At 32.9% G+C, this 13,251-nt stretch carries 7 protein-coding genes; 3 read left to right on the forward strand and 4 right to left on the reverse strand.

What is annotated here, in order from left to right; genetic code table 11:
* Window positions 1-3 precede the first annotated feature (3 nt).
* The 3 genes from ASF10_RS11340 to ccrA all read left to right on the forward strand — a co-directional run bounded on the left by ASF10_RS11340 (window position 4) and on the right by ccrA (window position 6,416).
* Window positions 4-3,981: a non-ribosomal peptide synthetase gene (locus ASF10_RS11340; protein WP_056249080.1), complete on the forward strand. Its 3,978-nt coding sequence runs from the start codon at window positions 4-6 to the stop codon at window positions 3,979-3,981.
* 2 nt (window positions 3,982-3,983) lie between these two features.
* On the forward strand, window positions 3,984-4,817 hold the full coding sequence (locus ASF10_RS11345) for a dienelactone hydrolase family protein (protein ID WP_056249083.1): 834 nt from the start codon (window positions 3,984-3,986) through the stop codon (window positions 4,815-4,817).
* A gap of 351 nt (window positions 4,818-5,168) precedes the next feature.
* Complete coding sequence (gene ccrA, locus ASF10_RS11350) at window positions 5,169-6,416, forward strand: crotonyl-CoA carboxylase/reductase (RefSeq protein WP_056249086.1); 1,248 nt, start codon at window positions 5,169-5,171, stop codon at window positions 6,414-6,416.
* A 570-nt stretch (window positions 6,417-6,986) separates the two neighbouring features.
* Here ccrA and ASF10_RS11355 read toward each other — a convergent pair.
* The 4 genes from ASF10_RS11355 to ASF10_RS11370 all read right to left on the reverse strand — a co-directional run bounded on the left by ASF10_RS11355 (window position 6,987) and on the right by ASF10_RS11370 (window position 13,097).
* Window positions 6,987-7,826, reverse strand: coding sequence for a DUF6602 domain-containing protein (locus ASF10_RS11355; RefSeq protein WP_056249089.1), 840 nt, complete (start codon window positions 7,824-7,826; stop codon window positions 6,987-6,989).
* A 48-nt stretch (window positions 7,827-7,874) separates the two neighbouring features.
* A complete protein-coding gene (locus ASF10_RS11360) occupies window positions 7,875-9,503 on the reverse strand; it encodes an ATP-binding protein (protein ID WP_198529582.1) in 1,629 nt (542 codons plus the stop codon).
* Window positions 9,493-10,629, reverse strand: a complete 1,137-nt coding sequence (locus ASF10_RS11365) for a DUF4062 domain-containing protein (protein ID WP_056249095.1) — start codon at window positions 10,627-10,629, stop codon at window positions 9,493-9,495. Before ASF10_RS11365 ends, ASF10_RS11360 begins: the two co-directional genes overlap by 11 nt.
* Window positions 10,630-10,892: 263 nt before the next feature.
* Window positions 10,893-13,097 carry a hypothetical protein gene (locus ASF10_RS11370; protein ID WP_056249098.1) on the reverse strand — a complete coding sequence of 735 codons (2,205 nt, stop codon included), beginning with the start codon at window positions 13,095-13,097 and terminating at the stop codon, window positions 10,893-10,895.
* Window positions 13,098-13,251 lie beyond the last annotated feature (154 nt).

Raw genomic sequence — 13,251 nt, forward strand, 5'->3', positions numbered from 1 at the left:
CTAATGGAACTTAAAGAATTATTAACATATATTGAGGAGAATAACATTGATGTAAGCCTTAATGAGTCTTATAACTTAAACATTGTCTTGAATAAAAAAGATGCCGAAAACAAAACATTAATAGATTCTATCAGAAGCAACAAGGAGCATCTTATAAAACATCTTGAAACAAAGAACAGTGAAAGCCTTATTCCTGTTTACAGAATGACACCTTTTCAGGAAGGACTGGCAGGATTTGTAAAAAATAATCCGGAAAGTTCAAGGTATATTATTCATCTTACTTTTAAATCTGAAAAAGAAATTGATTTTGATGCTTTTAAGAAGGCATGCGGACTTTTGGTATCAAGCAATGAGATTTTAAAATCGTCATTTGATTATGATTCCCAAGATCAGGTTTTTAAGTCGAAAATTATTGAGACTGACGAATTTTTCTGCGAAGAGATACTTCCTCAGGATGAGCAGTTTTTTAGACAAGGCAGCTTTGATATCTCTAAAGAATCGCTTATAAAATTTGCGTTGATAGGCAAGCATATTATAATTATAAAAATTCATCATATTATTGCAGATGTTGTATCGGTACAGTTGATGCTGCAGCAGTTATTTGGTTACTACAACAGATTTCAGAATAATGTTACTCCAGAGGCTTTGCAATCAGTTCCATTTTCTGAATATACAAAATGGCTGTTAAAGCAGAACAAAGAAAAAGGTTTATCTTACTGGAAAAACTTATTGGAAAATTATGATGCGACGCCAATAGAACAAATAGTTGCTGTTAAGAAATCCCGTCAGGAAACTTATGGCGAACTAAATGTTACATACGATCTGAATACTGCCACTCAGGAAATGCTGAAGAATAACAAACTGACCAGCAATACAGTGATCAATTTCTTATTTGGAATGGTGTTCTCTAAATATTTCAGAAACAAAAAATTTGTGTGGGGTAATACCATAACACACCGATATATGGATCATGATAACTTTAGAGATATCATAGGCCCAATGATTACAACAATACCTGTGGCTAATGATTTTGAGAAACAGGAGACTATTATGAAATCTATTTCTGATTTTCATTACCAGCTTTTAGATTCGCGTGAGTACTCTTATATCTCTACACCTGAAATTTATGAGGCCATTAACGCTAAAAACCTTTTTAGTGCCAACGTAAGTTTTCAGGATGTTTCAGAAAACAATAATGATGCGTTTAACGATGTTGGTATCGAAAGGCTTGTTTCTGAAAGCCAGAGTATATCTCATTTTCCACTGTCTATACTGGCATCTTCAAAAAAAGATAAAATTTCATTCAGTATTAGCTACAGATCAGATATATTTTCGGAAGATATCATAAACGACATGACTGATATTATCATGGGGCTTTATAATAATCTGGAAAATCTTGCTGAGTTGAAGTATTCTGAACTTGATATTTTTGAGTACAAAAAAGACATAGAAAGATCCGTTATGGCGGGAGATAAATTTAATCAGAATGTTTCTCTGCAAAAGCTTTTTAAAGAAGCATTAGAAAAATATAAAGAAAAAACAGCAATAGAAGATATTGAGGATAATTCTCTAACATTTGCAGAGTTGGATGCAAAAAGTAATTATATCGCAAATCAGCTTATAGCCAAAAACATTAAAGGTGCCGTAGGTGTTCACCTTAAGTACTCTACTAATCTGGTTGTAAGTATTCTGGGTATTTTAAAAGCAGGATGTACAATAATCAGTTTAGAACACGGTTACCCGATAGAGCAGCTTAATCTTATTACGCTTGAAACAGATTTGCAGGCTTGTATTATAAGTTCTGAAGAAAAAACGCTCTATGGAGACCGTTTGCCATATGTAAAAGAAAACTGTACGCTGATTCATATTTCAGATCATATTCCTTCAGAAGATAACCTTACCGAAGAGAGAGAAAGCCTTCCGGAAGACATTTTATCGATCTATTACACATCCGGATCTACTGGAATCCCTAAGATTGTTAAGGTTTCTAATGAAAACACCCTAAACGGATTATTATACCTTCAGCAAACTTATCCGGCCAATGCTCAGGATATATTTTGTCTTAACATAAGAGTCTCTTTTAGCCCTGCTGTCAGAAATATACTGGAATCAATTATTCAGGGAAATAAAATAGTTATCCTTCCAGAATATTTGTACCATAATATAGATAAGTTTGTAGAGACCGTATCTCACAAAGAAATATCAAGACTCTCACTTACTCCAAGTTTTATCAGACTACTTATTGAAAATGATAAAGAAAGCTTTCTGAATAAACTTAATTTCTTAGAAGTACGTGGTGAAGCAATTTCTATGGAAGACATGACGTTATTCAAAAAACTAATGCCCGAAACCACAATCGTGAGTAGATATGGATCTACAGAAGCATCTTCTACTGCTTACAACGAAGCGCTTGAAAGTAATCTTAACACATCGTCGAAATACTTTGCTTTGGGTAAACCAATACATAATACTGTGTTCAAAATTATTGATGATAACAGTAATGTTCTACCGTCAGGAATTATAGGAGAAATATACGTAGAAAGTAAAAGTGTCGCACAAGGCTATATAGGAACCGCAAATAGTAACTTTATCTACAAGGACGGTCAAATTTTAGGATTAAAAACAGGCGATTTAGGATATATAGATCAGGAAGGTGTTTTACAATTTATTGGAAGAAAAGACGCAATGCTAAAACTAAGAGGATACCGTATTGAGCCAGAAGAAATAGAACTTGCAATGGAAAAGTTTGAGGGTATAATGAAGGCCAAAATAATCCCTGTAGATGTCGAAGATCCTACAATGGCAAGGATTGTAGCATTCTGTCATGTAAAAAAAGTTGATGAGTTCACGGATATCAACCTTAAACACTTTTTGAAGGATATGATCCCAAACTATATGATCCCGAATAAAATACTTTTTCTTGATGAATTTCCAAGAACCAGTACCGGTAAAATAGATATACAATCTCTAAAAAGAAAGATAAATATAACGGATAAAAACAGAACCGAAATAAATAGCATGACAGAACAGAGAATAAAGGATATCTTTACTGATATCATGCCGAGTTCTGTGATTTATATTGATGAAGAGTTTTTTGAAATGGGTGTAAATTCCATTTTAACAATGAAAGCAGCATATAAATTAAGCACAGAGTTTAATATAAGCCTAAAAGGAGCAGAGCTCTTTCAATATGATACTATCGAGAAACTGGCGGTATTTATAGATACGATGATTGCCAATAAAAACTTTAAAAGAGAAGAGATATATCATACTCTGAATCAGAATGATGATAACGAAGATGTTTTCTTTCTGATCCCACCGCTTACCGGAACATCATTGTTTAACACATTAAAGCCATTTATTCAGGAAAATGTAGATTTCTATGTTTTTGAAACTATAGCTGTTGAAGAATACCCACAACTTGCAAAAGACCTTGAAACATTGGCTGGGTTTTACAAAAACTCAATTCTTCAGATGTATAAAGGTAAAAGAATTCATATGGGTGGATGGTCTTTTGGAGGAAGTACAGCTTTCGAAATAGCACTCCAGCTTCAGGCGTTGGGAGTAGAAGTAAGTTCTCTGGTATTATTGGATCCTAATATGTATAGACCGGAGTTTGATAGTGATAACAAACAGAGAGAAGACTACGAAAAAATAATCAGAGCTTTACTAATCCAGGAAAATATAGATCCGGATTCGATAGGTATGCACAGATTTATTGAGCAGGCATATCATTCTAATTATGTCATAAAACACTACAGGCCGGGTTCAATATATAAAGGTGATATTGCACTTATTAAACCTGAGCTTACTTCAGAATTTGAGAGAAATCATGATACCCCTTTTAATGGTTTCCGTGAATATTGTGACGGCGAAATTAAAATAAGCTTTACTCCTGGAAATCATATGACCATGGCTACAGGCCCTGCAAGAGTGGTTGCTAATCTTATATTTTCAAATTTAAATCTGAAATTTAAATAATTATGATAAAAAAAGGCTTGTTTTTTTTTACAGGAATATTACTCCTAATTGGGTGTAAAATGCATCATGCTGCCTATTTATTAACAGAAAATAAGTTTTCTCTGAATGAAATAAAAGAAAAAAGAGCGGAAGTAATGAAGTTAAATGACTCATTATATAAGTATAAAAAATTTAGTTATAAAGACTCTATACTTAATTACAGGATTCTGGAACCTGTATCACTACAGGAAGAAAAAAATTATCCCCTGGTTATTATATTTCCCCACTCATTTGGAGTGGGGAATGATAACAAAAGCCAGATGACTACTCTTCCTAAATTTTGGCTTCAGGAAAAAGTCCGTGATAAATACCCTGCTTACGTAGTAGCGATACAATATCCTATACGTTCTTCCAATTACCTTTTTGATGAGTCCAGGCAAATGTATTCCGTACCGGATAATTATTGTCTTGAGGTCACCTCAGAACTTATAAAAAGCCTTACTCAACAATTAAAGGTTGATAAAAATCGCATTTATGGAATAGGTTTTTCAATGGGTGGCTCCACAATATATAACCTGCTGGCCAAAAGTCCGGATATATTAAATGCCTCCGTAAGTATTGCCGGTATTCCCGATAAAGACGTTAGTGAAAGAATGGCAAAGTCACCAATATGGATCATTCATGGAAATGCTGATACTGAGAATCCTGTAGCATCGGATAGAATGTTAGTGAAATATCTCAAAAAAATGAACAATAAGAATTATATCTACTGGGAGATTTCCGGGTTAGAACACACAATATATCCAGATCTGTATGACACAGATATGATCCCTAAATGGCTGTTTAACTCAAAATAAAATGTATTCATATTTTAATAACCTAGTAATTGTATCTGGACAAACAAACAGTCTTTCATTAAAGTAATAGATAAAAAATGTCTAATAGTTTACAGAAATCGATAGAGAGGTTATGAAGTCTACAAAGATCATCAGTAGGTATATAAAAATTTAAAAATGGATAACAAGTACTTTTCTATTACTTCAAAATGTAATCTAGTAAAAATTTAGGAAAACTCATTTTATATTGAAAACATAATTACTATGGTAATATTTTTGAGAATATCAACACCAACTAATTTCACACAAGGGTGTTATTTAGTTTGAATAAACTTTCATAGAAAAAACAATTAAAAATAAAATGTAAAAAATATGGAAAAATTAATACTTGAAGTTTCAAATGAAATTGGTTTAAAAGATTTATACGAAATAAATGAAACTCCGCCATTAGGACATACTCCTGCTTTAATGCATGCTTATGTAATACGACCAGAAAATCATGGCACCCCTGATCAGGCATTTCAGCAGGAAATTATAGCAACTCCCAAGCTTGAATTTAATGAAGTATTAGTCAAAGTAATGGCTGCAGGTGTAAATTACAACGGACTTTGGGCTGGATTAGGAGAGCCAGCTTCTCCTACTGTATTTCACGGTAAAAATTTTCACATAGCAGGAAGTGATGCATCAGGTATAATATGGGAAATGGGAGAAGGAGTAAAAAATAATCCTGAATTTAAATTTAAAATTGGCGATGAAGTTATTGTTCACTGTGGTCAGACATGCGGAATATGTCAGGAATGCAATGGGGGTAATCCGATGCTTTGTGAGTCACAAAAAATATGGGGATATGAAACTCCATATGGTTCCTTTGCACAATATACTAAAGTACGTGTGCAACAATTACTTCAAAAACCAAAACATTTAACATGGGCAGAAGCTGGGGGCTATATGTTGACTTATGCTACTGTTTGGAGAATGCTTTATGGATTTGCTCCAAACGATCTAAAGCCCGGAAGCAATGTATTAGTATGGGGAGGTAGTGGAGGTTTGGGGGCAACAGCTATTCAATTAATTAAATTGGCAGGAGCTAATGCTGTTGCAGTTACGTCTAGTGATGAGCGAGGTAAAAAATGTTTGGAACTTGGTGCAGTTGGCTATATTAACAGGCAGAAGTTTAATTGCTGGGGTGCTTTACCAGATATTAATAAAAAAGAAGAATATAAAGAATATTTAAGAGAGGTAAGAAAATTTGGAAGTGCAATTTGGGATATATTGGGGAAAAAAGTTAATCCTGATATTGTTCTAGATCATATTGGATCTCAAACTTTTCCTGTAAGTACGTATGTTGTAAAATCAGGTGGTATGGTTGTGTTCTGCGGTGCTACATCAGGATTCAACATGTCATTTGATGCCTCTTTTGTCTGGATGCGTCAAAAGAGAATTCAGGGATCTCATTTTTCATCATTGTTTGAATTGCATAAAGCAAATAAACTTATTTTAGAGCAAAAGTTTCATCCAGTTATATCGCGTGAATTTACTTGGAAAGAATTACCTCTGGCTCATCAGAAAATGATGGAGAATAGCATTGAATATGGAAATGTAGTGATTAATTTAGCCTAAATAAATATAAAATTTCCTTCAATTGTAATAGACTGTAATTAACTTAAATAATGCCTTGCTTTTAGATCGCAATTTAGAGAAGTAAGGAATATATTGATATTTTTTTATTTATGTTATAAAATTTTTGCTTGATTGCTAACTTCTCAACTTTATACTTTTTAATATAATCAGTTGAGGGTTTAAATACTGGCGGAGAAAGAGGCTCCACCACCTGTATCGAAAGCACCAGTAAACACTGAGTGTTATGTTAAAAAAAGAAGGGTACTAATAGGGTACTCTTGAAATTCTTGGGTTTATTAACCTCTGTAAATGTAGGAAAAAAAATCGAGAAATGGCCGGAAAAATGCGAAAAACGGTGTGTTATTTTTCAGCTATATGTTTAGTATTTCGATAATTTTTATAGTAATTAGAGAAAACAATATCATCTTTTACCAAAGTCCTAAAAGTTAGACAGTAGCTGTTTAACGAACGGTTTTAGTTTTTAAAGTTTGCAAAATTTATTTTGTGTTTCAATTTAATTCTCTTTAATAAAAAGATTCACAGTTACAGCCGGTATGCTGAACTTAGTGTTTAATCTTCTTTATAAAATAAACCAGGTGAGTGTATTGTATATCTTGCAAATTCCGGCTGAAAAATGGTGGAAAGCTGGGTCGTCTGATAAAGGCTGGCTGCAAAATTTAAAAAATGGTTTTTTTGATTGTCTCCTGGTGAAATTCTACAATTCTTTAATTTTTGATTCTGTGAATATGGAAAGGGCCAAAATTTTTCCTCACCATTTATTGAATGTCTATAAAGAAATAGGCCATCCTCGATGCTTAAAATCATATTGTGTCTGTCAGTGACCGGGATTTCTTTATCATACAGTGTGTCAAAATCAATGTCTGTTACTTTGAATTTAAGTTTTTGGCAGATAATAAATGAAATTATTTGGTCAAAAGGATGATTGTATTCCTTAAATGTTTCTGTTGTCTTGCGATAGATTATTGATGGGTTTTGGTTTTCTTTTCTGATTGATTTAGATTTTGCAAGTTTGTTTATAGCATTCTTTAGTTCTCTTTTTGATAATGTTGATTTTACCTCTCCAATTGCAAGAACAGTTTCCATTGGAAAAAAACGCTGTTTTATTCCGCTTTCGAATAGCGGTGTATTATTAGAATCGTAAATAACAATATCACACTGAGTAGTTATCTGTTCATTTGCATTTATAACAAAACCATCATCTATTCTGTATCTAGACGGAATTATAAATTTTAAAAACTCCTTACAGGCATGTTCTTTGTACATGCCATATTCTAAAGGGCTAATTAATTTTCTGTTACTATCGAAATATATTTCCGAGTTATTGCTAAATGAGTTTTTAAAGAAATCAATTTTTTCATTTAATAATGCGTCGAATATTTTACTGCTCATAGTTTATAGTTTTTAAACTGAGGGACATTATATGGTAAATGGTTCTTCTTATTTTTTATCTTTTACAACATATCCTCCTGTTTTCTTTGGGCCAACATATTCTATTAAATCATTCTTTTTTAATAATCTGATTAGACGTTCTATTGTGGAGATGCTTTTGTTTAATTTCTCTGCTATTTGATGCGTTTTTAAATTGGGTTTCTTTTTTAGTGTATTTATCACTGCAGTTAATTCTCTTTTTGTTTTTTCATTTATTCCTTCGTTTATTCCTTCGTTTATTCCTTCGTTTATTCCTTCATTTATTCCTTCATTTATTCCTTCATTTATTCCTTCATTTATTCCTTCATTTATTCCTTCATTTATTCCTTCATTTATTCCTTCATTTATTCCTTCATTTATTCCTTCATTTATTCCTTCATTTATTCCTTCATTTATTCCTTCGTTTATTCCTTCATTTATTCCTTCGTTTATTCCTTCGTTTATTCTTTCATTCATTGTATTGTTTAATCCTTTAAGCTGATGGCTGATTTCTGGAAAGGTTAACTCTAAAATGTTGTCTTTATTTTTCCATTGAGGTGTTTTAAAGCCTTCAGCTTTGCAATCCCTTATCATTCGTAATGTACCGGTTCCTAACATTTCTATTAAGCCATTGTAGAAGCACATCTGTGCAATGTCTGGATTACGAAGTATTGAATTGTGTTCCGTTTTCAGGTCTCTCACGTTTATCTCATCAGGCAAGCCTCCATAATTACTAATGACTAATCGATCGGAATATATAGAGATTGTCAAGAAAGCTTTAGAAAGGCTGTAATCTCTATGGACTATTGCATTAAGTAAGCCTTCACGCAGTGCTTTCTCCGGATATTTCTTTTTTTCTTTTCTGTAAATACCTTTTATGTATATTTCCTTGCCTATTATTGAATCAAGGCTGGATAGGATATCTTCGATATTTTGAAAAATATTGCCTTCTAAAACTTTATTTTCCATAAAAGAATCACTCGAAGTGTCCTCAGGATGAACTACAAATTTAATTCTGATCTGAGGAATAAACTGGGCCGGGTTTTTACCAAATAATGCTATACAGGCATTAGTAATATTATGATTTACTATTAGTCCTCTGTTAACTAAAAAAGCTTCAGGATCATTAATTAGCGGGCTGGAAGTATAGTTTTTATAAGCATCCATAGATTTGCTTACTTCTGTCAGGTCTAAATCGTCGATAGTTGCACTTAAAACACCCTGTCTTTCCCATCGATGTTCTGAAAACCTTCTCTCATTTAAAAGATCCGCAGTATTAATATCACTGCTGGAAACGGTTCTCTCACCTTTTCTTATGAAGATACTGTTTTGAAAATGATAAGGTTTGTTTGCGCCCTCCCATACAGATATCATGATAAGATCCTTTTCTCTGTAAGTCTCTATTCTCGAGAAAATCGGGGCTGTTGGTTTTATTTCATGGACTAAATAGGCTTCTAATTTTTTTCTGTCCTCTTCGTTAAAATTTTTATCTGATAAAGTTTTATCATCATTTATGCCTATAAGCAGATCACCGCCTTTTGTGTTGATAAAGGATGTAATTGCTTTTGCTATCGAATCCTTATTGATAAAGGATTTAAATTCTAGTCTTTCGCCTTCTGATTGTTTCAAAAGGTTGCTTATGATGAGGTTATCTTCCATTTTCATTTGTTTTTAAAAGGTCTTTCATAAAGTTATAATCTAAAAACTGGGTTTGAATATAGATTAATGTTTCACTGGCATCATAAAATTCTTGTGCCCAATTTCCATTGCGCATCTCAAGATCCTTTTGATGATCTTTAATGACATAGTTATATAAATCAATAGCCTCTTGCTTGATATGCCTGTTTGGCAGCAACTTATTCTTTTCAGTAATCTGCGTTTTTGCCGCTTCATTGTTAACGGCTAACTTTTTATTCACTTGAATTTTATCTTGAATTTTATTTGCAAAAGTTACATCACGATGAATAAAAAACCATCTTGGTTTTTGTAGTTTTATCGAGAGTTTTATCTCTTCAAAAGTGATGTTTGTTTCATTGATATTGCCCGTGCCATAATAGGGGCGAACGATACCCATAAGCCAGTCCGTATCATTGACAGCCTGTAAACAGTTGTTTAGATTTGATAAATTTGGATTCACTTTTATCGAACCGTGAAATGAATTACGGATATTAAATCCATTATCTTCAATATCGTTTATAATTTTTGACAATTGATCTTCGAAACCGTAAACGGTAGAAGCAACCATTAGGTTTAAATTTTCTTTGTTTTTTTCGCTGTAAAGTGTTTCCTCAAATTTCTTTATCAGTCCATCAAGTCTAAAGAATTCTAACGGTGGATGATAACCAATTTCGTCAGCCGTTTGTTTTAAAATTTCATCATATATGTCAATTGTTCTAATATCGAAAAAATACTTGTTTTTGGACTGGATTTCATTAGATGTCGAGCGTACTAAATCATTAAGAAGATTCCTTGTAAAAGTGACATCACGATGCACCAGATACCAGTAAGGCATCTTCAAATCCTCAGCTTTTTTTATTTCTTCAAGAAAAATGTTGTCAGTTCCTATGCTGAATTGGGCTACTTTTGCATTGATTATGCCTAAAAATAAATCACATTTTTCCAGTTCTTCGAAATGACTGTTAATTTTAAAATCATTTCCAGATTTAAGAATAAGATCCTGAGAATAAATAATTTCATATTCTTTTGGTAAAATAGCTTTAATTTGTCCTAAATCATCCTCTAATAAAGAGGTGGCACTCAGCCATATTTTTAATTTTTTAGCCATTATTAATAAAAACTCTCATTTTTTTAATTGTTGTAAAGATGGGGAAAAATTTCCGGACTACCGGAAAATTGCTGTTTTTCCTGAGGCTTTTTTGATTTGGGTAAGACGGATTACCGGTTTGAAATGTAGCATTTTATAGGTCATTTAATGTAAATTTATGAATTTATAACTTTGGTTATCGGCTCCTTTTCTCAAATAGTGATGTCAGCTATGAAATTTAGCTTCATAGCAGCTTAATGCTCCGCAATGATATCGCCGCTGTCTTACTTTTTTGATCCATTTTCTTTTAGGATTTCAAGAATAGGGGCATCTTTAATATTCTCAGGAATTATAGGATTGTCATCTGCGGTAATGACAACTCTTTCAAAATCATGTATGCCAATCTCCCAGGCCTCTCTTACTTTTAATTCGGTTTTGATAATTCCAGCTTCAATAATCGGTGTCATTTTAAAGTCTTTATCTACATGCGCAGGAACAAGGATGAACTTTTTAAAAAGGTGATAAGCACGAAGAAGATTATTCAAATTAGTGCTTGTATTTGGTTCCATCCTATGAAATCTTGAAGACAGGGTAATAAATTGACCATTCGTAAGAGTACTTTTGTCAATATTTTTACTGATTAGAACTTTGTACCAATATGGCTTATTTTTGTTAATGCCTTTAATTACAGTAATAGAAATAGTTTCTTCTTTATCAATTTTGCCGTACTTGTGGATCCACTCCTCGAATATTTTTTTCCCAAAATCAAAATTCTCAAAAGACAGCAGCATACCAAAGGGGATTTGCGGGGAGGAGAAAAATCCAAATCCTTTCCATTTAGCATTATCCCATAATTCAGCGTTAATTATAGTTTGAGCTTTTATCTGTTTGTGAGAAATATTTTTTAAATTAAGCTTCTCTTTTTTTTCTTTTTTATCAGCCTTGTTTTCTAAAACCTGATCAATTGTAATTGGAGATTGAGTTCTTAGAATTTTGTATTCTGAGACCTGGCCGGTTATCCAATCCTGAAAAAAGAATTTAGGATTGTTAGTCAAAACGTTGGTTAAGAAATTATTGTGCTGTAAGAGTACAGACAATCTTTCATGGACTTCGTCTTTTTTAAATAAGCGGTCGAAAAATTCTTTGTAATCTTTAATCATGTAATTTCCAGAAATGACATGAGGCAGTAATGCATCCATAAGCTCGTGAAAATTCTTTCCATTGAATGCTGTTGCTTTTTTTAAATTTACAATGATATGATTTCTGCTTTTTGTTTCTAATTTGAAATTATCATCAATTTGTTCAAAATCGAGAACAAGGTTTATATTTTCAGAAATAGGAAAAACATCTTCGAATGATGTGGCAAGAAATGATTCAAAATACGCAAGGATGTTTTCCGCTAATATCAGCAGTTCTTTATTTTGGAGAAACTTAATATTGAGTTTTATTCCAAGGATCAGACTTTCAATAGAAACTTCGGGAGTATTTAGAAAGTTAGTTTCATAAGCTATTTGTGCGACAAAAGGCTGATTGGCAAATTTATTGTAGTAATCCGGCAGATTTTCTTTTTTCAGGGATGTTTTTGTTTCATCCAATTCAATTAAATGCTCATTGCCCAGTAAATATAATGAAGCATCTTCACTCAGCCATAAGTCATTTAACTTAAAAATGTCGGGTAAGTGCTTTAAATTATCGAAATCCTCAAAATTCATATTTAACAGCCGGATAGATATGCAGGCATCTGTCATATGATCGGCCAGAATATTTTCAGGATTATTGTCATCGGTTTCCTGCTGAAAATATCTTTGCAATACCGAATATAGTTCAAACCAGCATAGCAAAACTGGCACTCTGCCTATTATTGTTTCATTTTTTAGAATTTGCTCAACACTCTTAAGGAAATTAATACTTAAGTTTCCGGTTGTATACCAGTAATTGGCAAAAATGTTTGCGGCGGCAACCAGCGAGCTGTAAGAAGCCCAGTATAAACCTATTTTTGAATAAGCATCACTTAAGAGCATCAGGCAATAGTAAAATTCTGTCTGGGTTTCTTCTTTGGCAAGTTTTCTTGAAGCCCTGCCGAAATAGATTAGACTTTCTTGATTTAGATTGTTTTTTAATTTGGTTATCCCTCTGTTCAAATACGTCTGACCCGAAGTTAATTCTGAAATCCTAGTGGCTTCTATCTCTGCAATAGTATCAATCAGCTCATCGTAATGCTGGTTGTCAGGAAGAATTTCGCCATAAATATCAATCATCCCCCTGAGTTGTTCAAATGGTATGTCTAAATAATTTATGCTTAACTCGAAATGATGCTTAAGTTTTATCAGCTCATCGGAAACAGCAATGCTATTTTCTATTTTTTTTGCAATTTGAAATAGTGATAAATAAAATTTAGCAAGCAGGGCAGTGGATGGCTTTTTATTATTTCGACTGCATTTTGTAATAAATGCAATAAAATCCTGTTCTTCCTTCTGGTTATCAAGCAATAGCAGATCGGCAGCTTCTCTGATTGCTGCAATTGACTTAAGAATGTTTGACAGGTTTGGAAAAACCGGTCAATTTGACCACCTAATTCCGGACTAAATTGACCACCCGTTCCGGAGCAAACTGACCACCTAATTCCGGAGCAAATTGACCACC

This window comes from Flavobacterium sp. Leaf82 (genome assembly GCF_001422725.1).
Classification (GTDB): domain Bacteria; phylum Bacteroidota; class Bacteroidia; order Flavobacteriales; family Flavobacteriaceae; genus Flavobacterium.

Excerpts from the sequence above, each read along its gene's own strand:
- ASF10_RS11340 (WP_056249080.1), top strand. The coding sequence starts at position 4 with ATGGAACTTAAAGAATTATTAACATATATTGAGGAGAATAACATTGAT.
- ASF10_RS11345 (WP_056249083.1), top strand. The coding sequence starts at position 3,984 with ATGATAAAAAAAGGCTTGTTTTTTTTTACAGGAATATTACTCCTAATT.
- ccrA (WP_056249086.1), top strand. The coding sequence starts at position 5,169 with ATGGAAAAATTAATACTTGAAGTTTCAAATGAAATTGGTTTAAAAGAT.
- ASF10_RS11355 (WP_056249089.1), bottom strand. The coding sequence starts at position 7,826 with ATGAGCAGTAAAATATTCGACGCATTATTAAATGAAAAAATTGATTTC.
- ASF10_RS11360 (WP_198529582.1), bottom strand. The coding sequence starts at position 9,503 with ATGGAAGATAACCTCATCATAAGCAACCTTTTGAAACAATCAGAAGGC.
- ASF10_RS11365 (WP_056249095.1), bottom strand. The coding sequence starts at position 10,629 with ATGGCTAAAAAATTAAAAATATGGCTGAGTGCCACCTCTTTATTAGAG.